A 23980-nucleotide genomic window follows, 5' to 3' on the forward strand; every position below is an offset into this window, starting at 1 on the left:
TTTTACCTTACATAATCGCTAACTCACTAAGTGCGGTCACGCAAGAAGGTGTATGGTGCTCCAACACTCACAGCAAATACGCGTCGTTCAGCATCAGGACGATAAATACCGTTGCTCGCTGCTGCCCGCACTCGGCGTGCATCTGCTGAGTTTTTCCAACGTACAATTTCGCCTGCAGCTGTCGTCATTGACGGCGTGACTTCCGCAACACCAAGTGGTGTAACGAATCCTGCTTCATATTCGAAAATAATCATGGTTTCATTAGGCAAAACACCTGCATTCTGACCACGATCCAAACTAATTTGGTCACCACGAATACCTACAACTTGCGCGGTCGCCGGCATTTCTGCCAACATCCGTGTGAGTAAGATATCAATACCGCGTGACGCCATATCATTCAGTATCGAGTTGACATGCGCACTATCGAAATAACGAAAGCCGCTGACATAACGATCGTTAGCAGTCACATATTCGAGACGGCGCCGATCACGCACATCTGCAGACTCAACCCGCACCTTACCTAAATTCGGATAAGCCATAAGTTCGCGGGTAAATGGGTTTAATACAGATGCAGTAATTTCGAGTCCATAATCCATCCAACCCGTTATACTTCCTTGGTTTTTAACCGACCGTAAGGTATCAAGCTTAACGACAAAATCAGGTGCCAAGATGCGTTGCTCATTTTGGCGTTGACGCAGTGCCTCTTCGCCTTGTTGTTGACGGAAGGTTTCAAATTCCTCGCTTACCACTTGGTCATCGCGCGTCACAATGCGAAAACGATTAATCCCGGCAAACTGATTCTCGAGCATGTTCAATAAGTTTCGGGTGTCGAACTCACGAACCGCATCAACGCCAAAGCCTTCGCCTTCGACCATGGCTGAATCAAAGTACATACGGACGATAGGACGATACAGCGGACAATTCGGGTGTTCGTTCTGCACGTCAAAGGTACAGAAGTCTAAGCCCTGTGTATTAAAGTAGTTGGGAACACGAATATCCGCGTCACGAAAATCAAATGCACGTCGAGCAATCGATGCGGACGACGGATCCGATGTCGCATCCACACGGCGAGTTTGTTCCGCTGGCTGCGTACTGCAACCGGATAATGTTAAAGCCCCTACCACGAACGCTAGACTAAGCGGTGCGCTGGCTCGACGCCACGTTGCAGGTTTTAGGTTGTGATTACTCATCGGTTCACCTCATTTATCGCTGATTCAGCGCTTCTAAATCTCGTTGTAAACTGTCAATTGCTGCGATTGTTGCTTGTTCTATTTGAATCAAAGTGTTAGCCCGACGGGCTAATTGTAACTGGTCACGCGCACGCAAAATGGCTAAAACAAGATCGTTATCTGCTGTTCTGCGCCCATGTCCGCCGGTTAAACCACCTAAAACATTCGCCAGCGCAAAGGCAACGACTGCCTCGCGGTGCTCTTTCAACAGGTATCCACCAACCAGCAACTGCGCTGATATCTCCACAGCTAACTGACGATTACGCTGCTGAATGATTCGTGTGGAACGTTCATAGGCGGTTAATTTTGGCCCAATCTTCTCTTGCTCAGTCGTCGCCATACTGTCAAAGTCTGCGACAGCTTGGCGGAAGACCTCTGGTTCAGCTCCTTGATAGGCGGTTAAAAAGGCCTGAACGTCGCGATGAAACTCTGCTTGCGTCCGATATTCAGACATCAAGGCTGCTTGTTGTTCAAGAATAGCAGCCGCTATATTTAAAAACTCATCAATCCCCGGCGATATTCTGACGCGCTGATAGCCGACTCGGTCAATGCGAGCACTCAGTTCCGCAATCGCTTGTTCACGATCCATTTGCGCTGCATTATCTGGTAAACGACTGGCACATCCGCTCAGTAACGCGATGAAAAGCAAGCCGTAAAGACATTTCCATTTCTGCATAGTCGTTTGATTAATTCCCAACGCTTTGGTTTCATCGCGATGAATGCTGACACTCGGCTAGTCGACGAATTGACTGTTATTCAACAGCATACTCTGACCGTGTCCCTAACTGGCAACATACCCGATGTCAGCGCGAGAAACTGTCAAAGTTTGTTTAAACTGGAAAGGCCATTACTCAAGCAAACGGAGACACTGACTGCGTTCTATAGTGTCCGCGAATTTACCTTCATGTAATGAAGACCATTCAGAATGCTGGTGTGCACGTTGCATAAACTCGCGAAAACGCTGCGGTTCATGAAATTCAGCTTGTTCGTCCACAAGTCGCAGCGGTGTTACCGCTGCATGCCCCCTGCGCGTCAGCAGCTGGACTAAATGTTGCTGTCGTGCAGCAAGTAAACGAATGATTTCAGGACGGATATAGACATCTGAGTAACCTTGAACTGCATGCTTTAGGCGACGACCATACTGCTGCCATCCCTGCCATAGCCCGCCCGCTGCTGCACCGAGTAAGGTTCCTGCACCAAGACTTAAGCCACCCAACATTAAGTCAAAACCCGCCCCAGCAGCACCACCAGCGGCTATCCCCTTACTGGCTTGAATACCGAACTGTTTTAAAGTTTCGCTAGCAAAAAGCGGCGCTTGCCATGCATCACTTTGTACCGCAAGTGTTTGCAATGACGCGCTATCGGTTGGAAAAGCAAAAATGGTAAGAATAGCCTGCACACAACGTTGTTCGCGCGCGACAACTCGGCGTTGCATCTGTGCTAGGGTCTGCGCTAATGCATCCTTGTCACTATTCTCAACACGGACGCAATAAGCTGCTGTATCGAGTAGCAACTCGGCAATTTCTTGTCGAGTAGCGTGGAGACGCTGCTGCGCGTGAGCAAGCCTTTGCTGGCGAACACTCTCCAGCTGTTGACGTTGTCCCGGCAGTAAGGTTGCTAAATGCTGAAATAATTGCTGATCCCCCTCTTCCGGCAAGCTCACCGTGTCAAACTCAACCCAGCCATGCAAATTTACTTGCGCCAGCGCTTGCTTCCAATCCTCCACGTGATTTTCAGCGTGAGTGGTAAAATTAAGCACAGGCAGTATGGGTTTGCCACATCGCCGCAGAATATCCAATTCATCTTGATACTTGGGCAACACGGGATCGCGGCAGTCAATGAGATAAAACGCAGCATCCGAATTCAAGAGCTGCCGCAGAACTTTCGCTTCCTGCTCAAACTGCTCGGCAGCAGCTTGACTCTCCAAGAACCCATTTATTTGCGCCGGACCATTATGGCGCATCGACGTCGATTGCTCTGCACTGGTCTGAATAAAATGATATAGGCCTAACCCATCTTCAAGTCCCGGCGTGTCAAAAATCTCCATGACGACTTGATCATCAAGTTTAAGCTCAGCTTTGCGAACATCTCGCGTTGTGCTTGGCCGGTCAGACACATCGCCAAAACTCGTATTTTGCAATAAAGTGCGCACAAATGACGTTTTACCGGTATTCGTGTGCCCAACGACAGCAATCCGCAAAGGTGACGTGTGACTCATCTAGGCAGCCTCTCCCAACCAACGAATTGCTTCGTCGCTGAATGAAAAACCAATGATATGATACTCCGCAAGCAACTCTTGCCATTGGGTTTGATATTTTCCGTTGCGCACTGTCCACACAGCGATGTCATTACAGTAATTCTGTAGTTCTGCCAAAAAGCGTAAACTGCCGCGATCGGGCGTTATTTCTGAGTCGACTCGAACAAGAATTTTCCGCGCTGGCTTCTGTTCTAGCTCGGAAATTAATGTTTGCCGCTCTTCGTAGGTGGCAATCACACCACGGTTATTCAATAAAAACACATCGTTCCATTGTGGAACATGCTCATAGTCGAGGCTAAAGACGAGATAATCTAAGCCAATGACCGCTGCCTTATGACGATTCGGCCGACTGATTTCAGCAGGCTCAGGATCAATAATGTGTTGCGTCGGTTTTTCTAAGCGGGTGATTAAACTACTGATACCGGGCAAACTCAAATCAACCTGTGCAGCACGTAAACGCAACCGATAAACAATTAAAAAGACCAACCAAAGGACCACGCGGGGTACTACACCAAATAAAGCCAATACAGCCAAAACCCACCAACCGGTCTGCTGTTGCATGAACAAGGTGCCCTCACTTTCAGCGCTAAACATGGGAGCTTGCATGCCAATCAAATCGGTCGCCCAAGTAAATACACGCAAAACCGACAAGACCGTATCGTCACTTAAAATAGTCGTTGCCCAGACAAACTGATGACTTTCAAAAGCCAGCCGTAACCATAGTAAAACCCATGCCAAAATTAATGTCATGGACCAAAACCAATGGGTCAACATACTAAAGTATGGTGTTAATAAGCGTTGCTGCTGCAAAACCGCGAATCGACTTTGGAGCGTGCTATCGCGTACCGACTTTTGTTCACGAAACTGCTGAATCCAATGCAGTATCGCCAAACCTCGCTGACCAATGCCGCGTGCTTCCGCAGGACGAGCTACGGCACTGACCAACCAAATCGCTAACATCAAAAAATTTAACAACAGTAACGACAGTAAGAGACTTAAAATATTAATTTCGACGCCAGCGAAATACGTCGCACCATGAATCAATGCGACCGCACTGAAATAGGCCAATATCACTAATATCTCAGGTATAACCCGAAACACGCCTGCGGTGCGCTGAATGCGACTCGCAACACCGCGGGACTCTGCAAGCGATTCTGCGCGGACTGCAATTTTTTCCGGCATAGTCAACTTTTGTTCGCGCAATTCTGTAACGATCATGTGATCGTCATCTGCTTGTTGATGCACATCCTGACGTCGAATATGCTCAATTAACCACAGTTTGTGCAGTAATGACTGCCTTAGTGACGATGCTTTAGTCATACTTGCCCTGCTCGCGAAACAGTCGCCAATAGGCCAACATCGCACTTAGACTATGCTGCACATAGTCGATGCGAATATGCCAATTGGTCAAGTTACTGTGAAATCCTCCAAAGGCCTGCTGTGGATTCGTCAAGTACATTAATTTCTCGCCGACAAACTGATTCTGAAATTGAAAATGTAGGCTACGGATAATCATCTGTTGTAAATCTGCCAGTTCTTCACGAGTAGTAAGGTCAGGATGATTATTGAGCAAGTGCCAACTCGCCAACAAGCCTTCGCATCGCGTCGCCGCAGGCGTCGTCCGCGGCGGATTATACCAACCTCCGCGCCAATCCATGTGTGGGCTGTCCGCACCGTGTTGCGTGTCACGCATAGCTTTGATCAACTTTCCTACATGCTCAATAAACAGTGGTTGCGGAGAAACTCGATAAACTTCATTCAAGCCATAAAGCAACCAATGATCGTGCTCCAATTCGACAAGTGCCTTACCCTTATCTCGAACGTTAATCAACCATTGAGACGCTGCAACTGCGGCATCACGCCATTCGTTATTGCCGTCTTGGTGAAACAATCGCATCAAACCAAAGATAGCCTCGCCGGGATAATAGTCAGAAATGAAAGGTTGTACTTTTCCAGTTTTCAGGCCTTGTTTGTGGATGGTAAATTCACCCTGTTCATTTTGGCTATTCACTATCCAACGCGCTAGGCCTTGGGCGGTTTCAAGCGCTTGTTTATCCGCAAATAATTCATGAAATAAACTTAAGGTTAGTAAACCAAGACCATTCCCGCCAAGTTTGACAAAGTTATTTTCGTTGGTTGCCAACACGCCGGGCGCAACTTCATCAATATGCTGGTACACATAATCAAGTGCACGGTAGCTGGCTGCTTTCACCTCAGCAGTCGGCTCTTCGCGATAGAAATCAAGTAACGACCACAGCGAGCCGATGTGACGGAGTAAGTTGTATTCGTCTGTGACGTCGTCCGGTCCAGCTTGATACATATAGCGAAAAGAGCCGTCCTCACGAATTTGTCGAGCCAAATAATCAGCACCCGCCCGCGCTCGCGCAAAACACACGTCCGCCGTGACCTGAAATTGCGTGTTATGCCCGCGATACAATCGCAACACATTGGGCTTGACTTCAGTTTGATGCCCCCATTCTTGGGCGATTGCTGATTTCGTCACATATCGGCTTGCTGTGGTGAAGCCATATAAACGATGCTTTTTTGCTTTCAGATTCTTCACGCCCAAGCGAGAACCGATCGCCAGCCGCGTGCGCTTGTAATGAATGCCGCCATTCTTCTTTAACAGCCGGTACCTGAGCGTTTCTTCTGGCAACCAACCATTATCTAAGCTGTTACAAGCAAAGCCCAGAATTGACTCATCTGTGGTTAATCCTTGATTCAATGCCACTCGCTTCGGCGAATACACTGCAGCTCGCATCACCACATCAATTTTCGCCTGATTAACAGATAAACGCAGTTGTCGGGCTTGTCCCATGGCTTTTTTGCAGGCGACTTTGGCGGCTGCTTGCAGACCCAACCCCATTCCGGCTGCTGTCACATAGTCGCCGCAATCATCCGCCAACGTTAGATAAACGACCCGTGGATGCGCGCAATCCGCTGCTAGTCGGTTATTTGAGCTTGGTGGCTGCCAGTACAGTTGTTGTGCAAGCCAAATCGCTAGATCGTCAATGAGCGATTCGGTTAATCCCTGATGAAAATGCTGTTCTTCGCTGATTTGTTGACTCTGCAATTGCTGACTCACGCAAAGTTCCCTCTGTTGAATTGCCGGCTTAGGCTCTGACCTCAGCGTTAAAAATAGGCCTACAAGGTATCACAAAGCGTCTTTCGCTGGGAATTAGAATACCTTACAACGTAATGAAATATAACGAGCTATTCAGCTCGTTCACCGATTCTTTTTTAGTTTATTGACAATCCAGTCGGTTTTAAGTGATAATTTACGGACTGACCAGTCCGTCCTTTGGTTTATTAACTCAAATATTAACCACAGATTGGTCGCTTTTTATGTCTTTTAATTATGGTTTCAAACAATGACTGATCCAGCTATAGACACCAATGAAAAACCTGCCAAGCGGGTGCACAAACCTGCTGAACAGCGGCAGCAAGAGATTATTGCCGCAGCGGTTCGGGCATTTGCCGATCGCGGCTATCAGGTTACCGACATGCAAACGATTGCGGAATTTGCTGGTGTGGGCAAAGGGACTCTCTATCGCCATTTCCCGAATAAAGAAGAATTATTCAAATCAGCGCTCACCCATCAATTAGATATTTTGCGTGAACGCATGATGCTAGCACGAGACAGCTATAGCAACCCATTGTGCCGGCTATACGCCATGATGCATGCCTATCTCGAGTACTTTGACACGCACCCAGATACGGTCGAGTTATTCATTCAAGAGCGCGCTGAGTTTGGTCGTGAGATCACCCCACTCTATTTTCAGCGCATGCATGAAAATAAATCTGACTGGCTTTTTGTCTTTGAAGACATCAAAAACAGTTATCCTGTACGCGAGTTTTTAAGCGCTGAAGAAATGTCTTCATTGTGCGGTGAGTTACTTCACGGCGCTGTGTATTTGAGTATGGCTAGTGTTCCGAAACGCACTTCACTGGCACGTCTCGAACAAGTTTTTTCGTTTTACTTGCACGGCATTATGCACGTGCAGAACCCCCTCAGCTTTGTCGAGCAGTTTAATGACTGCTTAACACATTCTATTACTCAGCAGACCCAAGAATTGGAGAACAATTAATGAACGCATCGTTTCGCGCTCACTCTCAACCTCGTCGCCACGTATTGGCAACAACTAAATTCGTCTTGAGCATCGGTGCACTTGCAGTTTTAAGCGCCTGCAGCGGTGATGCTGGGAATGGCCAAGGAAATGGACAACAAGGCATGCCGCCTTCGCCAGTGACCATCGCTGAAGTGCAAACAGAGTCTGCCGTCCATACGGTCCAGTACCCTGCGCGCGTGCGCGGTGCCCGAGAAGTCGAAGTGCGAGCTCAAGTGAGTGGTATTTTGCAACAACGTAATTTCCAAGAAGGTCACGCTGTGCAGCAAGGTGAGACGTTGTTCCAAATCGACCCTGAGCCTTATCAGCTAGCGGTGAATTCAGCACAAGCTGAACTTGCCGATGCAACCGCAATGCACCAGCAAGCTGAGCGTGAATGGCAACGTGTATCGGGCTTATACGAAAGCAATGCCGCGAGTGAGCGTGAGTTTGACCAAGCTCGCTCAGCGATCGAAGCAGCAAAAGCACGTTTAGCTCGTGCTGAATCCGGCCTTGCTGACGCCCGCCGGAACTTACGTTACACCCGTGTTGAAGCCCCAATCAATGGTCTTGCTGGCGTCGAGTCGGTCACCGAGGGGAATCTAATCAGCGCTGGCGCGTATTTAACCCACATCGTCCAAACCGATACGCTGCACTTGCACTTTGCGATTCCAGAAAACGACGCACAACTGTACCGAGCCCGCTTACAACAAAGCGAGAGCCAAGACAACTATGCTGAGGTTTATAATAGCCAAGGCCAGAGCTACGGCATTCGAGCTCAAATTAACTACACTGCGCCGAGTATCGATGCGCAGACTGGCCGGATTGTCATGCGTGCCGAAGTCGATAATCGCGAAAAGATTCTGCTCCCTGGACAATTTGTTCGCGTCGAGCTGGCATTGCAAACCTTCGATAACATCGTCCTCATTGACCCGACGACAGTCAGCCAAGGCCAAGATGGGCCACAAGTGTACGTCGTCAATGGTACTGAGCAAGCACAAGCACGACCTGTGACTCTAGGCCCAAAAGTGAACGGCAAACAAGTTATTCTGAACGGCTTATCTGCGGGCGATAAATTAATCGTCAATGGTCATGTTGCAGTTCGTGACGGCGCGCCGGTCATGATTACCAACGGTCAATAAGCGAGTAAAGGAAAATTTATGTTACGTTTTTTTATTGATCGTCCTCTGTTTGCATCGGTCATCTCGATTATTATTGTGATTGCTGGGATTGTTTCAATTCGAGCCCTACCCGTCGAACAGTACCCGAACGTTGTGCCGCCACAAGTGGTGATTAGTACAATTTATCCGGGCGCCAGTGCGGACGTACTCGCTAGCTCGGTTGCTGCGCCGCTGGAGCAAGAAATTAACGGGGTCGACGACATGTTATACATGGAGACGACCACTACAGACTCCGGGATGCTGCAAATTACCATTTCCTTTGCCATGGGTTCAGATCCGGATCAGAACACCATCAACGTCAATAACCGTGTGCAAGCAGCCTCGGCACGATTGCCACAAACCGTTCGCGATCTTGGTGTTCGCGTGGAGTCACGCTCAACCAATATTCTCATGGTCGCCACCCTATTTTCTAACGACGGCAGCATGAGTACATTGGATATTAGTAACTACACTTTGCTCAATATCCTCGACGAATTAGTTCGTGTTGAAGGCGTGGGTGACGCATCCTTATTTGGCGCGCAAGACTACTCGATGCGGATTTGGACTGACCCAACCAAGCTTGCGGAGTATGGCTTAATTCCTGCGGACGTCAGCAACGCCATTCGTGACCAAAGCGCCCAATATGCTGCTGGCCGCTTCGGTGCCGACCCTGCTCCTAAGGGGAACGCCTTTACCTTTGCCGCAACGACGAATACACAGCTAAGCACTCCTGACGAGTTTGCCGAGGTTATTATTCGTTCCGACGAAAATGGCAACAGTATTCGCGTTGGCGATGTTGCTCGTATTGAACTAGGCGCGCAAACCTACGGTTTCTCAGCTATTTATAACAACCAAGACGCCGTGCCGTTTGGGGTCTTCCTACAGCCAGGCGCAAACGCGTTACAAACGGCTGAAAACGTTCATGCCAAACTGCAAGAACTAGCTGAACAGTTCCCCGCAGGCCTGTCATACTACGTGCCCTACGACACCACAGAGTTTATTCAGATCTCCGTGAATGAAGTAATCGTAACCTTATTAATTGCGGTCGTGTTGGTCGTACTTGTCACCTTCTTATTCTTGCAACATATTCGTGCCACATTAATTCCCGTAGCAGCAATTCCAGTGTCGTTGATTGGTACCTTTGCGGGTATGCAGGCATTTGGCTTCTCAATTAACATGCTGACCCTTTTTGGCTTAGTTCTTGCCATCGGTATTGTGGTCGACAATGCAATTATCGTCATGGAAAACGTCGAGCGCCTCATCTCCGAAAAAGGCATGAAAGCGAAAGAGGCCTCGATTGAAACCATGAAACAGGTTTCCGGCGCGGTTGTTTCATCGACCTTGGTTCTGGTTGCAGTTTTTGCCCCTGTCGCATTTTTAGGCGGGTTAAGCGGCGAGCTCTACCAGCAATTCGCTGTGACCATTGCCGTTTCCGTTGTTGTTTCCGGTGTGGTTGCCTTAACCCTAACACCGGCAATGTGTGCCCTCCTACTCGATAAACAAAGTCACCATGTATCGAAGCCATTCGCACTCTTCAATGCCGGTTTCGACAAAGTGACGAATGGTTTTGTGAATACCGTCGCGTTCTTTATCCGTCGTTCTGTATTTGGCGTTATTTTATTCCTCGCCTTTGTCGTTGGTACAGGTGTCCTCATGAGTCGCATGCCGACTAGCCTAGTTCCAGGCGAAGACCAAGGTGTGGCTTTAGCGGTAGCCCAGTTGCCCGCTACGGCATCACTTGAACGTGCTGAGGAGTTCCGCAATGAGTTATCACGGCAAATTCGAGAACTCGACACCGTACAAGATTTCACCACCTTTGCCGGTTTCGACATTATTGCCAGTGCGCTGCGCACCAACGCGCTCGCTGGATTTATTAACTTAACCGACTGGAGTGAACGAACCGCTCCCGGTACTAGCGCCCAAGAAATCGCCCAGCAAGTTATGGGCATGGGTTTTGGCATGCAAGAAGCGAACGTCTTCGTGTTTGTACCGCCGCCAATTCAAGGTTTGTCATTGACTGGTGGTGTCGAAGGCTATCTGCAATTACGTGGTGACTCAGACCCAATTCGTCTCAATAATATCGCTCAGCGCGCAGTCGCTGCGGCCAATGAGCGCCCCGAACTGATGGGTGTACGGAGTACTTTAGAGACCAATATTCCCCGTTACATGATTCACGTTGACCGCGAAAAAGCGCAAGCCATGGGTGTGCCTTTGAACAGCTTGTTCAGTACCATGCAAGCGACGTTTGGCTCTACCTATGTGAATGACTTCACCTTCCAAGGCCGCTTATGGCAGGTTAATTTGCAAGCGGAAGGCGAATATCGTCTGTCGCCAGAAAACTTGCGTGATGTGTTTGTGCGGGCAAATTCGGGCGCCATGATACCAGTCAGCAGTTTAGTCACCGCTGAACGGGTTGCTGGTGCCGATATTCTTAACCGCTTCAACCTTTATGCGTCAGCGAAAATCATGGCCGATCCGGCACCCGGTTACACTACCGGCCAAGCGAAAGACGCCCTTGATGCGGTGATTAATGAGCTACGCTCGGAAGAGAATATTCAAATGGGCTGGGTCGGCGAGGCTTATCAGCTGGAGGCTGCTTCGGGTGCTGCATCAGCGGCATTCGGCCTGGGCTTACTGATGGTTATTCTGATCCTAATTGCACAATATGAGCGTCTCACTTTGCCATTTGCAGTCGCCACCGCAGTACCATTCGCAGTTTTTGGCGCGGCGCTATCATCGATGCTACGCGGGTTCCCAAATGACGTTTACTTCCAAGTCGGCTTGTTGGTATTGATTGGTCTGGCCGCTAAAAACGCAATTTTGATTGTTGAGTTCGCGGCACAAAACCGTAAAGAAGGGATGAGCTCAGCCGACGCGGCAATCACTGCTGCACGGCAACGCTTCCGCGCAATTATTATGACTGCGGCAACCTTCATTGTCGGCAGCTTCCCGCTGGTGATTGCCTCTGGCGCTGGTGCGGTTAGTCGCCAAGAAATCGGCACGGTTGTGGTCGGTGGTATGTTAGCGGCGAGTAGCTTAGCGCTGATTTTCGTGCCGCTCGCGTACAAACTCTTAGACGATCTGAGTACGTGGCGTAAAACACGCAAGCAGCCGCAAGACCACAACACCACTGCCCACAGCAGCTAACGAAAGGACCGTAACATGAACAAGCATTTTTCAAAATTAGCGCTCGTGTCCTTCGGTGTCGCCACCACTCTATTTTTGAGTGGTTGCACCATGGGTCCAGACTATGAAGTACGGGAGACCGAACTACCACAAGAATGGTTCGCCGACATGCCCTCGACCGCAGAGCTCAGCAGTGACTGGCAAAAATGGTGGCAACAGTACCAAGATCCAAACTTGGATGCACTTGTCGAGCGCGCGCTCAGCGACAGCCTCGGTTTACAAGCACAGCTTGCTCGAATAGAGCAAGCTCGCGCCGAACTCGGCTTTGCCCAAGCCAATCGCTGGCCACTGCTCAGCGCGCAAGCATCCGCTGCGCGCGAGCAGCAGCCAGAAACACTGATGCCTACCGCTCTCGGCGGCGGCAGCCCGCGTAATCAGTTTAGTGTAGCTGGGGTGTTGTCCTATGAGGTCGATTTGTGGGGGCGTTTGTCACGCCAACGCGAAGCAGCCAGTGCGCTATTAGCGCAATCAGCCTATGGCGCAGAAGCGGTCACACTGAACTTAATTAGTGATGTGATCACCGGCTACTTCAATCTGCTCGCGATTGAACAGCAATACGCAGCGCTAACAGCTAACATCGACTCTCTTGAGCAAACGTTGGCACTTGAGCAATTGCGCTATGACAGTGGTTCGAGCAACGTTTTGAACTTACGTCGAGCCGAAGCAGCCGTGGCTGCCGCAAAAGCGAGCTTGCCTGATTTGCGCGAAGCCCAGCAGGTCACCCGCAGTGCCTTAGCAATTTTAGTCGGTGCCAGTCCCGATGAACTTGCCCGTGGTATTGCTTTCGAGCAAAGTAAACTGACCGATTTGCGCGCGCCGCAACAATTGCCGGCTTACACGCCGTCAGAGTTATTGCAACGTCGACCCGATGTGCGCGCCGCCGAAGCAAGCTTAATTGCAGCCAATGCTCAAATTGGGGGCGCGCAAGCGGCTCGGTTCCCAAGCCTAAATCTGAGTGCATTGGGCGGCAGCGCTGCCACCGATACGAGTGACTTATTCAGCTCGGCCAGCCAAACTTGGAGTGTTGGTGCTGACCTCGCTGCGCCACTCTTTGATTTTGGTCGCTTAGCGCGACGCGTCGAGTCTGCCACAGCCATGCGTGAACAAGCGGACATTGCCTATCAGCAAGCCATTCTGGCGGCCGTACGCGATGCCAGTGACGCCATTGCCTTGTTAAACATTGCCGAAGAGCGCAGTAGCGCTGTGCAAGCACAATATGACGCAATTGCCGATACGTATCGCCTCGCTGAAATGCAATATGATCGCGGTGCGATTGGTTTTTATGAGCTATTGGCAAGCCAACGCGAGCTGATCAATGCTGAACTTGCTTTGACGAATGCTAAGCGTGATCATTTCACCGCCTACACGAATGTGTTCAAAGCATTCGGCGGTGGCTGGCAAATCAACGAATGACCCAATGGGGCGTTCTAATGAGCGCCCTATTCCTCAATGCCATACCAAACTCGAACCTTGTCAATGCCATCGACATCTGCAAATTGCGTGCGATAAAACTGCGCCAAGGTTCGTAACTGGCGATCATCCCGTTGCAGTTTGTCCTGTGTTTCATTTGCACTCATCGGCACATCGAGTTTGACATCAATCACAACACCATTCGGAAAATAATGCAGGTTAAGCTGTGCACCACTGACTAAATCTTTTAGGTTCGCGGGTAAACGCGCATGAAACTGGCCAAATAATCGCTCAATCTCATGACGCTTAGGAAGGCTCAACTCCGCTCGTGGACTGGCATGATCGTTGCGCGTATCAATGTGGTAGATCACATAGGTCACTTCAGTAAACGTCGTCAACAAGCGTTCAACGACTCGCTCACCAATAAAGTGCCCTTCCGTGACCGTTAACTCAGGACCAACTTGGATATGGAGCTCCAACAAGATATTGCCGCCACTCAAGCGGCTCTTGGCACTATGAACATCGAGGACACCGTCAACTTCCCGCGCGGCGGCTTTTATTTTCTCAAGTTGTTCAGTGGGGACCGCAGTGTCGACCAGCTCTTTCGCATTCGTCAGGAGCATATCGAGAGCAATTTTGCCGATTAATAACGCAACTAAGACCGCGGCTAAAGCATCGAGCCACCAAACTCCAGCGATAGCACCCGCAATCGCGATGAGTACCACAATAGACGACAGGCTGTCGGTGCGATGATGCCATGCATTTGCGATCAAGAGCTGCGAATTCGCTTTTTTGCCCGCGCGTAGGGTAAGCCAATACAGTCCTTCGTTGGCAATGATCGACACCGCTGCGACGATTAACGTCCACCGACTCGGCGCGTTAAGCGGCTCCCCTGCCAGCAGCACTTGCATGCTATCCCACGCCATCAGTACCGCAACCACAGCGAGTACGACCGCGAGTGCAATTGTCGCTAAGGTTTCAATGCGTTTATGTCCCCACGGATGCGACGCATCCGGTGCACGATGCGCGACACCGAACACCCAGTAAACTAACACATCGGTAACGAGGTCGGAGAATGAGTGCAATCCATCCGCAACTAATGCAGCCGAGCCGCCAAACCATCCCACGAACATTTTCATAGCACTGAGGACGGCGTTGACCATCGCCCCAATCAGGGTGACCCGTTTACCTTCTTTTACACCTTCCATCGCCTGAAAACCCTTGTAAGATTGAATAAAAGCACGTTCAGTGACATACTATCGCGCGAACTTTTCCAGCACATTGCAGCACATTTGCAACGGTGATCTAACCAATAGGAATGACAATGTCGACTGATAAATCAACGATTATTTATACCGAAACCGACGAAGCGCCACGTTTGGCCACCTATTCTTTACTGCCAATTATTCAGGCCTTTACTAAAGCCGCCGGTATTTCGGTTGAAACCCGTGATATTTCTCTTGCTGGTCGTATTATTGCTAACTTCCCAGAATACCTAAAGGAAGAACAACGGATTAGCGACGCATTAGCTGAGCTTGGCGAAATGGCGAAAACGCCAGAAGCGAATATTATTAAGCTGCCAAATATCAGTGCTTCTATTCCTCAGCTTGTGGCAGCAATCAAAGAATTGCAAGCCCAAGGTTACGCGCTGCCAGATTATCCATACGAACCAAAGAACGACGAAGAGAAAGACGTGAAAGCGCGTTACGACAAGATCAAAGGCAGTGCCGTAAACCCGGTTCTGCGTGAAGGTAACTCTGACCGTCGTGCGCCAACATCAGTGAAGAACTATGCGAAAAAGCACCCACACCGCATGGGTAAGTGGTCTGCTGATTCAAAAACCCGTGTTGCTCACATGCAGGACGGTGACTTCTATGGCTCTGAGCAATCAACCACGTTTGCAGCAGCCGACACCTTAAAAATCGTTTTAAATACACCGGCAGACCAAACCGTTCTGAAAGACGGCATTAAAGTTTTAGCGGGTGAAGTTGTTGACGCGGCGACTATGAGCGCAGCTAAATTACAAGCGTTCTTCGCTGCCGAAACAGCAAAGGCAAAAGAAGAAGGCGTATTATTGTCGCTGCATTTGAAAGCGACCATGATGAAGGTCTCTGACCCAATTCTATTTGGCCATGCCGTCAAAGTGTTCTTCAAAGATGTCTTTGCCAAGCATGCAGACCTGTTCCGTGAACTTGGTGTCGATGCAACCAATGGTTTTGGTGATGTGTTGGCTAAAATCGCCGAACTACCAGCCGACCAACGCGCTGCTGTTGAAGCGGATATTGAAGCGACATACAAAAAACAAGCTGAGCTCGCTATGGTGAACTCAGACAAAGGAATTACAAACCTGCATGTTCCTAGCGACATCATCATTGATGCTTCCATGCCAGCAATGATTCGTGACGGCGGCAAGATGTGGGATCCAGCTGGTGGTCAACAAGATACCCTGGCGATGATTCCAGATCGTTGCTACGCAGGCGTGTACCAAGAAACCATCAACTTCTGTAAAGAGCACGGCGCCTTTGATCCGTCGACCATGGGCACTATTCCAAACGTTGGTCTGATGGCACAGAAAGCTGAAGAATATGGTTCGCACGACAAGACTTTCGAGATTCCTGCGAATGGTACCGTTAAGGTTCTGAACAGCAACAATGAAGTTATCTTCGAACACGCTGTCGAGAAAGGTGATATTTGGCGCATGTGCCAAGTGAAAGACGCACCCATTCGCGACTGGGTCAAACTGGCAGTCAACCGCGCCACGTTGAGCGGCATGCCAGCGGTGTTCTGGTTAGACAAGAACCGTGCTCACGACGCCGAACTCATTAAGAAAGTTGAAACGTACTTAAAAGAGCATGACACCAGCGGTATCGAGCTGCACATCATGGCGCCCGTTGATGCGACACGTTTCTCGTTAGCGCGTATGAAAAATGGCGAAGACACCATTTCTGTTACCGGTAACGTTTTGCGTGACTACCTCACCGACTTGTTCCCAATTTTAGAGCTTGGTACCTCAGCGAAAATGCTGTCTATCGTGCCACTCATGAATGGTGGTGGTTTATTCGAAACCGGCGCAGGTGGTTCAGCACCGAAACACGTACAGCAGTTTGTTGAAGAAAACCACTTACGCTGGGATTCCCTCGGTGAGTTCTTAGCGTTAGCTGCATCTCTTGAGCACCTGAGCCAAGTCACTGGCAACGTGCGTGCACAGGTTTTAGCCAATACCCTCGACAGTGCAACAGCGAAGTTCCTTGAGACGAATAAGTCACCGTCGCGTAAAGCCGGTGAAATTGACAACCGCGGCAGCCACTTCTATCTCGGTATGTACTGGGCAGAAGCGCTTGCAGCGCAAACCGATGATGCTGAATTGCAGCAGCGTTTTGCCAAACTTGCAGAAGCCTTAACTGCCAATGAAGAAGCGATTGTTAAAGAGCTGAACGACGTTCAAGGCGTGGCGGTAGAAATCGGTGGTTATTACCAGCCAAATCCAGAGCTAGTCAGCAAAGCGATGCGTCCGTGTCAGTTACTTAACGACACACTCGCCAGCTTATAAGTGTCGGTTTAGCGGTCAATAGATCGTTACAAACAACCTCAAAGCCCAATGTTGCAACATTGGGCTTTTTTAATGGCTACTGTCCTCGCCTAAAGTCGAATAGTATTCCCGGAGAATCCGACTAAAGTATGCCTATAACAACGAAAATAGGCGACAACGAGGACGATTATGAGTTACCAACTGCAGCATCAAGAGTCGATTGGGAATCCTGAGCAGTACTGGCGTCGGCAAGCCAGTAAGCTCGCTTGGTATCAACAGCCAAGTCAGATTCTCACTTACACCGATAGTGACGACCTAGCAAGCTATCAATGGTTTGCTGATGGCGAGCTGAATTTGAGCTACCTGACCCTTGATTACCATATTGAGCACGGTCGCGGTGATCAAGTCGCCATTTATTACGACTCACCGGTAACTGGAACACAAACTGCTTATACCTATACGCAGCTGCGTGATGAAGTCGCTCGTTTTGCCGGTGTATTGCAGAAACACGGCGTCAGCAAAGGTGATCGCGTGGTCATTTATATGCCGATGATTCCCCAAGCCGCAATTGCTATGCTGGCAGTGGCGCGTTTAGGCGCAATTCATTCGGTGGTGTTTGGTGGCTTTGCCGCTCATGAACTGGCAGTGCGCATTGACGACGCGCAGCCGAAAGTCGTGGTCTCTGCGTCGCACGGTATTGAGCCTCATCGCTTGGTGCCGTATAAACCCCTGCTCGACAAAGCCATTGAAAAAGCCGAATTCAAACCACAAGCGAGTATTATTTATCAGCGGCAACACGTGCCGGCTGACAAGCAAGTAACACTTGAACTGCAAGCAGGCTTTGATTTTGATTGGCAAACCGAAATGCGCTCAGCGCAGCCGGTCGCACCGGTCGCGGTTAAGAGCACCGATCCGCTGTACATTTTATATACATCTGGCACCACAGGTAAGCCAAAGGGCGTCGTCCGCGATAGCGGTGGTTATGCAACCGCCCTACACTTCAGTATGCAAGCTGTCTATAACTTAAAGCCTGGTGATACCATGTTTACCGCATCCGACGTCGGTTGGGTTGTGGGTCATAGTTATATCGTCTACGGCCCACTGCTGCTCGGATGTAGTACCGTTCTATACGAAGGAAAACCGGTATTTACGCCGGACGCTGGCGCGTTTTGGCGCATTGCCGAACAATACCAAGCCAAGGTGATTTTTGCCGCACCCACCGCATTCCGAGCAATCCGCAAAGAAGATCCGAATGGTGAGTTTCTCAAGCACTATGACTTGAGCAGTGTCGAGACTATATTCATGGCGGGCGAACGTCTTGATCCTGCTACCTATGAATGGGCGCAGGCTGTCAGTGGCAAGCCGGTCGTCGATCACTGGTGGCAAACTGAAAGCGGCTGGCCGATCTGTGCTAACCCGACTGGAATTGAAGCACTAACGACAAAAGTCGGCTCGTCCTCTGTGCCGGTGCCGGGCTATCAAGTGCAGGTACTTGATGACCTAGGCGAGCCCGTATTGGCAAACCAACAAGGTAATATTGTCATTCAGCTGCCCTTACCTCCCGGCTGCCTGGCCGGCATCTGGCAAAGCTCAGAGCGCTTTCGTAGCAGTTATTTACAGCAATTCCCTGGCTATTACAGTAGTGGCGATGGCGGTTATATTGACGAAGATGGCTACGTGTTCATTATGGGGCGCACGGATGACGTGATCAATGTCGCTGGCCATCGCTTGTCGACGGGCGAAATGGAAGAGGTCGTTGCCAGCCACCCTGCCGTTGCTGAATGTTGCGTCATTGGCGCGCAAGATAGCTTGAAAGGTCAGCAGCCACTTGGGCTGGTCATCATGAAAAATGGCGTGGAACTCAGTGCAGAGCAACTTGAAAAGGAGCTGGTCGCTGTCGTGCGCGAAGAAATCGGTGCGTTGGCATGTTTTAAAACGGTCGTGGTTGTTAAACGTTTACCCAAAACCCGTTCTGGAAAGATACTACGTAAAATAGTTCGGCAAATTGCAGACGACCAACCCTACCAAACGCCGTCGACGATCGATGATCCAGACAGCCTCAACGAAATCGCGGAAGCACTAGCGAAGCGCTCGAAGTAATCCTTGGGCAGTTGGGTTTAATATCTAGCTGCTTTGCTGTCCTGCATAACGCTCGCAGCAAATCGACTGATTAAATTTAGCCATTAAAAAAAGGCAACTTTATAAAAAGTTGCCTTTTCCGAATCACTGTAGCAGAGCTACGTAGTTAAAATGTTTATCAGCGCTGCTTCTCAGCTGGCTGCATAAGCACTTATAAAGCTACGATGTTCTCAGCTTGAGGACCTTTTTGGCCCTGGGTAACAGTGAAAGAAACTTTTTGGCCTTCAGCTAAGGTTTTGAAACCGTTGCCTTGAATAGCACTGAAGTGAGCGAATACATCTGGACCGCCTTCGCGCTCGATGAAACCAAAGCCTTTAGACTCGTTGAACCACTTAACAGTACCAGTAATTGTATTAGACATAATCTTATCCTGAAATTTTAAAAAATAAATGTGCGCTTTACTTTTCGGCACCGAAGGGTGCTGATAAAGACCAAACGCGGGGCATGCTGGAAAAATAAACTGAAACTTAAAAACTACAGGACGATGTTGAGCTTATGGCTTAATACAACGTGTGGAGCATTAAATTGTACTTTTCGTGCATTGACCAACACTATACAGCAACTGCACAGAAAAGATACCGAAACTTTTGTAATCCATGAAAAAACTTTGCTTTTTTGGCAACGAATGAACATGATAATGCCACTTCATTGATATAACGAGGAGAACACCATGCGAAAATACGCTGGACTAGCCTTGTGCTTGGTCGCTGCGAGCTTATTCGTGGCACCGGCGATTCAAGCACAAACGGAGCAGAAACTGTTATCTGCTGAGCTGATTTGGGAGATTGAACGGATTGGGAGTCCGGTCATTAGTCCGAATGGCCAGCAAATTGTCGTACCTATTACACGCTATGATCTCGACACCGACCGCGGTCAGTCGCAATTATGGTTGTATCACCCTGAGCACGGCGAGCAACGCGCGTTAACTGCTGCTGGATTGCGCGCCAGTAATGCTACATTTTCCCCCAATGGAGAAACGCTTGCGTTCATTTCACAGCGGGATAAAGACGACGCCGGTCAAGTCTACCTCTTACCCATGGACGGTCCCGGTGAAGCGACTCGGCTTACCTCTGTTCCGACCGGAGTGAGCAATATTCAGTGGGCTGGCGACTACATTTATTTCATGAGCAGCGTCTGGCCGGAGAAGACTTGGGAGCAAATGTCAGAACAATTGACCGCACAAAAGAATCGTAAAGTATCCGCGCACAAGTGGACCGATCTGCCGTACGCGTCATTTGACCGTTGGTTAGACGAGGAGCGAGCGACTCACGTCTTCCGGATTCCAGCTAAAGGCGGCGAAGTCGAGGCGGTTACGGCAAAATTGCTCGCCAATCCGATGAAAGGTATCGGTGCTTTTCACGTTCATCCGGATGGTAATTGGATTGCATTTACCAGTGATACAGCGGACGGTGTCGTACCTAAAATTGACTTGTTCCTCGCTGAAGTTGGTAGTGACCAAGCGCGCAACCTTACCGTCGACAATGCCGCGCCTGATGCCAACCCCATGTTTAGCCCTGACGGAAACACATTGGCATTTACCCGTCAACGTATCGTTGGATTTTATGCTGACCAAACTAACTTGATATTACATGACCTCGAAACAGGTCATGAGCGGGAAATTACCGCAGATTTTGACCGCTCAGTGAGCGGTCTCGTCTGGACTCCTGATAGCCAGGGCTTTTTCGGTTCAATTGATGACGCAGGTACAGTTCGGGTTTACCATATCGATGCCAATTCCGGCGCGACGCGCGCAATTACCGGCGCCACCAACTTTGGTGGGCTTAGTATTGCCAATAACGGTACCTTGGTGGGCACGAATGAGAGTTTCTTATACCCTGCGCAGCTGGTTCGCATCGATGCAGAGAGCGGCGATGTTACGCGCTTAGATACGCGCAATGACGAATTGCTCGCTGATGTCGATTTAGGCCACTATGAGTCAGTCACCTACGAGGGCTATAACGGGCAAGAAATCCAGATGTGGGTGCACTACCCTCCTGGATTTGACGACAGTAAACAATATCCATTGTTCTTACTTATTCACGGTGGTCCCCACAGCGCTATCACCGACGGTTTTCATTATCGTTGGAATGCGCAAACGTTCGCCTCTTGGGGATATGTCACGGCGTGGCATAATTTCCACGGCTCAAGCGGCTTTGGTCAAGAGTTTACCGACTATATCAACCCAGACTGGTTAACTGCACCTTACGCTGACACAATTGCGGCAGCGGAATGGTTCATGGAGAAGGACTGGATTGATAATGACCGCATGGTCGCTGGTGGTGCGAGTTACGGTGGTTATTTAAGTTCTATTTTGCTCAGCCATGATCATCCGTTTAATGCCTTGTTGATCCATGCGCCGGTTTACAACATGTACTCTCAAATGTCGGCCGACTTTGCTGTTCACGCAGATCGCTTCGGTGGCTATTGGGAGAACCCAGAAATCTACAAAAAGATTTCTCCACACTATTACGCGGAAAACTTTAATACCCCAGCACTGGTCAGCCATGGTCAACTCGATTACCGTGTCCCTGTCGGTCAGGGATTCGAGATTTTCCGCACCCTACGCAGCCGTGGTATCGAGTCTCGGATGATCTATTTCCCCGACGAAAACCACTGGATCTTAAAGCCAAATAACTCGATTTACTGGTACAACGAAGTGAAGGATTGGATGGGCAAATTTGCTCAACCCGGTGCTCGCTAAGCCATATTTGGCCGCTGATAGCCAAGAATTAAATCGAACCAAGCGCCGCGGCTAAACTCGCGGCGCTTTTTCTTTATCCAATCTATACGCTCAGATGACTACACTCTGGCGCCAAAGCAAGCTAGTATATTTATCAGAATCTTACTGAAATCAAGGAGCTCGCTTTGCTGGATGTGCCAATTGTGAGTGTGACGATGAATCCGGCAGTCGATCTTTTCGCGGTCACGGAAACGATCCACGCTGACAGTAAAAGTCGCTGTGACAAAGCGCTCGAAGAGCCCGGTGGTGGTGGCATTAACGTTGCTCGGAATATACAACGTTTAGGAACCAACACCTTAGTTGTGTTTCCTGCTGGAGGCCTCAATGGTGAGCGTCTTAAACAGCTACTCCAGCAAGACGGCTGCCGATTTCAAGCCGTTCCCGTAGCCAGTGAAACTCGGCAAAATTTTGCCATTACCGAACGCAGTACGGGGGCGATGCATCATTTCGTCTTTCCTGGCCCCGATTTATCCGCTGCAGAGTTATCTGCCTGCCAACAAGCCATTCTTGAGCAAAAGCCGACGCCAGAATACTTAGTGTTAAGCGGCAGTATTCCGGCATCAGTTCCGGATGATTTTTATGGCGATTTAACACAAGCGGCCAACGCACAAGGCACGAAAGTGGTGCTTGATAGCTCAGGCCGCGCGCTCCGTGGCGCTTTATACCGTGGCGCTTATTTAGCTAAATTAAACCGTTATGAATTTGCCGAACTTGGCTACCCTACCGATGCGCCAATTGAAGCGTTAAGACAGCAAATGCAAGACGAAGTGACTAAGGGCGCAGTCGATGTGTTAATCGTGACTCTCGCTCGCGGTGGTGCGCTGCTCTGCAGTAAGCAAGGCGAGCATTATTATTTTATGCCGCCACCGAGCCCGATCGTTAGCCATGTTGGCGCCGGTGACAGTTTTGTGTCCGCACTGGTTTTTCATTTACAGCGCGGCACTTCATTACGTGAAGCCTTCCGTTATGGCGTTGCGGCCGCAAGTACAAAGGTACAAACTGAAGGCAACCAACTTACTGATTTTGCCAAACTTGCTGAGGTTTATGCGCAAACCGATACGCCACAGGTGGAGTCATAATCATGACGATGGCGTCTTTCACTTACCATTATGAAGACCAGGTCTTGTGCTTGCGTGGTAAATGGACGGTCGAGGCGTATCCACAATTATTGAAGGCCATGTTGCAGTTCTTTCACGCCAAAAACGCCGACAGTGCCAAACAGCAACCACTGCAGAAGCTGGACACCAGTGAACTCGACGTTATCGACAGCAGTGGTGCCAGCCTGCTGCATTATTTTTTCGACCACGACCAACTCAGCACTGCAATTCAAGCGAACGCCAATTTATCCCCACAACAACAGGCGCTGATGCTCACTGTTAGTGCGTCACTAACCAAAGACGCACCGCCGCAGCCCAAGCCGTATCGCCTCGGTGATGGCATTGCGAAATTAGGCGAGCAAGTTCTGCGCCAAGTCGAACACAGCAATAGTTTATTCGGCTTTATTGGATTAACTCTGATTACTTTCCTCAGTGTATTGCTGCGGCCATGGCGTTGGCGTGTTACATCCTTGGTGTATCACATGCAGCACTCCGGCGTTCACGCTGTACCGATAATTGCCTTACTGACCTTCTTGGTGGGTGCAGTGGTGGCTTTTCTTGGCGCAACGGTTTTACAAGATTTTGGTGCCACTATTTATACCGTTGACCTTGTGGCGTATGGCTTCATGCGCGAGCTCGGTGTTTTGTTGACGGCAATCCTTCTTGCTGGGCGCACAGCTAGTGCTTACACCGCGCAAATTGGCTCCATGAAAGTAAATCAGGAAATTGATGCGATGCGTGTTCAGGGTTTAAATCCGATTGAATTGCTCGTTATCCCGCGTCTCATTGCGTTGTTGATCATGTTACCGATATTGACCTTTGTTGCCATAATTTTCGGTATTCTTGGAGGTGCCAGCGTCGCCCTCTTCTCTCTCGACATTAGTAGCACACAGTTTCTTTATATTATTCAAGAGATTCCCGCCAAACACTTTTGGGTCGGTATGAGTAAAGCACCGATCTTTGCTGCTGTCATTGCTATTATCGGTTGTCTAGAGGGTTTTAAAGTCGGGAAAAGTGCCACGTCTGTTGGTATTCATACGACCTCGAGTGTGGTGCAAACGATCTTCATCGTGATTTTATTTGACGCCCTCGCTGCTCTCTTCTTTATGGAAATGGGGTGGTAGATC

Annotated in this window: 16 protein-coding genes; 9 read left to right on the forward strand and 7 right to left on the reverse strand. The window is 49.5% G+C overall.

The features are described 5' to 3' along the window. Nucleotides 1-26: 26 nt before the first annotated feature. The 5 genes from LAT77_RS00610 to LAT77_RS00630 all read right to left on the reverse strand — a co-directional run bounded on the left by LAT77_RS00610 (nucleotide 27) and on the right by LAT77_RS00630 (nucleotide 6571). On the reverse strand, nucleotides 27-1190 hold the full coding sequence (locus LAT77_RS00610; protein ID WP_290562596.1) for a hypothetical protein: 1164 nt from the start codon (nucleotides 1188-1190) through the stop codon (nucleotides 27-29). A 13-nt stretch (nucleotides 1191-1203) separates the two neighbouring features. After that, nucleotides 1204-1905: a hypothetical protein gene (locus LAT77_RS00615; RefSeq protein ID WP_290562597.1), complete on the reverse strand. Its 702-nt coding sequence runs from the start codon at nucleotides 1903-1905 to the stop codon at nucleotides 1204-1206. Nucleotides 1906-2076: 171 nt separating this feature from the next. After that, the gene (locus LAT77_RS00620) at nucleotides 2077-3447 is read right to left on the reverse strand and encodes a GTPase/DUF3482 domain-containing protein (protein WP_290562598.1); all 1371 of its coding nucleotides are present in this window, start codon (nucleotides 3445-3447) and stop codon (nucleotides 2077-2079) included. Beyond that, complete coding sequence (locus LAT77_RS00625; protein ID WP_290562599.1) at nucleotides 3448-4806, reverse strand: DUF2868 domain-containing protein; 1359 nt, start codon at nucleotides 4804-4806, stop codon at nucleotides 3448-3450. It abuts the gene before it with no gap. Then, nucleotides 4799-6571: a hypothetical protein gene (locus LAT77_RS00630; protein ID WP_290562600.1), complete on the reverse strand. Its 1773-nt coding sequence runs from the start codon at nucleotides 6569-6571 to the stop codon at nucleotides 4799-4801. The genes LAT77_RS00625 and LAT77_RS00630 overlap by 8 nt, the downstream gene beginning before the upstream one ends. A 286-nt stretch (nucleotides 6572-6857) precedes the next feature. Between LAT77_RS00630 and LAT77_RS00635 the strand changes: the two genes are divergently transcribed. The 4 genes from LAT77_RS00635 to LAT77_RS00650 are packed head-to-tail and all read left to right on the forward strand — an operon-like array spanning nucleotide 6858 to nucleotide 13351. Further along, nucleotides 6858-7574: a TetR/AcrR family transcriptional regulator gene (locus LAT77_RS00635; protein WP_290562601.1), complete on the forward strand. Its 717-nt coding sequence runs from the start codon at nucleotides 6858-6860 to the stop codon at nucleotides 7572-7574. Continuing rightward, nucleotides 7574-8734, forward strand: coding sequence for an efflux RND transporter periplasmic adaptor subunit (locus LAT77_RS00640; RefSeq protein WP_290562602.1), 1161 nt, complete (start codon nucleotides 7574-7576; stop codon nucleotides 8732-8734). Before LAT77_RS00635 ends, LAT77_RS00640 begins: the two co-directional genes overlap by 1 nt. A gap of 18 nt (nucleotides 8735-8752) precedes the next feature. Beyond that, a complete protein-coding gene (locus tag LAT77_RS00645) occupies nucleotides 8753-11899 on the forward strand; it encodes an efflux RND transporter permease subunit (protein ID WP_290562603.1) in 3147 nt (1048 codons plus the stop codon). A 15-nt stretch (nucleotides 11900-11914) separates the two neighbouring features. Further along, the gene (locus LAT77_RS00650; protein WP_290562604.1) at nucleotides 11915-13351 is read left to right on the forward strand and encodes an efflux transporter outer membrane subunit; all 1437 of its coding nucleotides are present in this window, start codon (nucleotides 11915-11917) and stop codon (nucleotides 13349-13351) included. 26 nt (nucleotides 13352-13377) lie between these two features. Here LAT77_RS00650 and LAT77_RS00655 read toward each other — a convergent pair whose 3' ends face one another. Beyond that, entirely contained in the window at nucleotides 13378-14556 is a 1179-nt protein-coding gene (locus LAT77_RS00655) for a cation diffusion facilitator family transporter (protein WP_290562605.1), read from the reverse strand. A gap of 116 nt (nucleotides 14557-14672) precedes the next feature. Between LAT77_RS00655 and LAT77_RS00660 the strand changes: the two genes are divergently transcribed. Both LAT77_RS00660 and LAT77_RS00665 read left to right on the forward strand, forming a co-directional pair. Next, entirely contained in the window at nucleotides 14673-16898 is a 2226-nt protein-coding gene (locus LAT77_RS00660) for an NADP-dependent isocitrate dehydrogenase (protein ID WP_290562606.1), read from the forward strand. 168 nt (nucleotides 16899-17066) lie between these two features. Further along, nucleotides 17067-18977 carry a propionyl-CoA synthetase gene (locus tag LAT77_RS00665; RefSeq protein ID WP_290562607.1) on the forward strand — a complete coding sequence of 637 codons (1911 nt, stop codon included), beginning with the start codon at nucleotides 17067-17069 and terminating at the stop codon, nucleotides 18975-18977. Between the two features lie 190 nt (nucleotides 18978-19167). Here the strand turns inward: LAT77_RS00665 and LAT77_RS00670 are convergent, their stop codons facing one another. After that, nucleotides 19168-19377, reverse strand: a complete 210-nt coding sequence (locus LAT77_RS00670) for a cold-shock protein (protein ID WP_126775947.1) — start codon at nucleotides 19375-19377, stop codon at nucleotides 19168-19170. Between the two features lie 309 nt (nucleotides 19378-19686). Here LAT77_RS00670 and LAT77_RS00675 point away from each other — a divergent pair, with 309 nt between their 5' ends. From LAT77_RS00675 to LAT77_RS00685, 3 genes are all read left to right on the forward strand, one after another. Further along, on the forward strand, nucleotides 19687-21717 hold the full coding sequence (locus LAT77_RS00675) for a S9 family peptidase (protein WP_290562608.1): 2031 nt from the start codon (nucleotides 19687-19689) through the stop codon (nucleotides 21715-21717). A gap of 173 nt (nucleotides 21718-21890) precedes the next feature. Continuing rightward, complete coding sequence (locus tag LAT77_RS00680; RefSeq protein ID WP_290562831.1) at nucleotides 21891-22835, forward strand: 1-phosphofructokinase family hexose kinase; 945 nt, start codon at nucleotides 21891-21893, stop codon at nucleotides 22833-22835. A 2-nt stretch (nucleotides 22836-22837) separates the two neighbouring features. After that, nucleotides 22838-23977 (forward strand): ABC transporter permease, encoded by a 1140-nt coding sequence (locus tag LAT77_RS00685; RefSeq protein ID WP_290562609.1) that lies wholly within the window; start codon nucleotides 22838-22840, stop codon nucleotides 23975-23977. The last annotated feature ends 3 nt before the right edge of the window (nucleotides 23978-23980 follow it).

Origin of the sequence: Aliidiomarina sp., from assembly GCF_022565475.1 — a bacterium.
In the GTDB taxonomy this organism is placed as follows: Bacteria; Pseudomonadota; Gammaproteobacteria; order Enterobacterales; family Alteromonadaceae; genus Aliidiomarina.

Excerpts from the sequence above, each read along its gene's own strand:
- LAT77_RS00610 (WP_290562596.1), bottom strand. The coding sequence starts at position 1,190 with ATGAGTAATCACAACCTAAAACCTGCAACGTGGCGTCGAGCCAGCGCA.
- LAT77_RS00615 (WP_290562597.1), bottom strand. The coding sequence starts at position 1,905 with ATGCAGAAATGGAAATGTCTTTACGGCTTGCTTTTCATCGCGTTACTG.
- LAT77_RS00620 (WP_290562598.1), bottom strand. The coding sequence starts at position 3,447 with ATGAGTCACACGTCACCTTTGCGGATTGCTGTCGTTGGGCACACGAAT.
- LAT77_RS00625 (WP_290562599.1), bottom strand. The coding sequence starts at position 4,806 with ATGACTAAAGCATCGTCACTAAGGCAGTCATTACTGCACAAACTGTGG.
- LAT77_RS00635 (WP_290562601.1), top strand. The coding sequence starts at position 6,858 with ATGACTGATCCAGCTATAGACACCAATGAAAAACCTGCCAAGCGGGTG.
- LAT77_RS00640 (WP_290562602.1), top strand. The coding sequence starts at position 7,574 with ATGAACGCATCGTTTCGCGCTCACTCTCAACCTCGTCGCCACGTATTG.
- LAT77_RS00645 (WP_290562603.1), top strand. The coding sequence starts at position 8,753 with ATGTTACGTTTTTTTATTGATCGTCCTCTGTTTGCATCGGTCATCTCG.
- LAT77_RS00650 (WP_290562604.1), top strand. The coding sequence starts at position 11,915 with ATGAACAAGCATTTTTCAAAATTAGCGCTCGTGTCCTTCGGTGTCGCC.
- LAT77_RS00655 (WP_290562605.1), bottom strand. The coding sequence starts at position 14,556 with ATGGAAGGTGTAAAAGAAGGTAAACGGGTCACCCTGATTGGGGCGATG.
- LAT77_RS00660 (WP_290562606.1), top strand. The coding sequence starts at position 14,673 with ATGTCGACTGATAAATCAACGATTATTTATACCGAAACCGACGAAGCG.
- LAT77_RS00665 (WP_290562607.1), top strand. The coding sequence starts at position 17,067 with ATGAGTTACCAACTGCAGCATCAAGAGTCGATTGGGAATCCTGAGCAG.
- LAT77_RS00670 (WP_126775947.1), bottom strand. The coding sequence starts at position 19,377 with ATGTCTAATACAATTACTGGTACTGTTAAGTGGTTCAACGAGTCTAAA.
- LAT77_RS00675 (WP_290562608.1), top strand. The coding sequence starts at position 19,687 with ATGCGAAAATACGCTGGACTAGCCTTGTGCTTGGTCGCTGCGAGCTTA.
- LAT77_RS00685 (WP_290562609.1), top strand. The coding sequence starts at position 22,838 with ATGACGATGGCGTCTTTCACTTACCATTATGAAGACCAGGTCTTGTGC.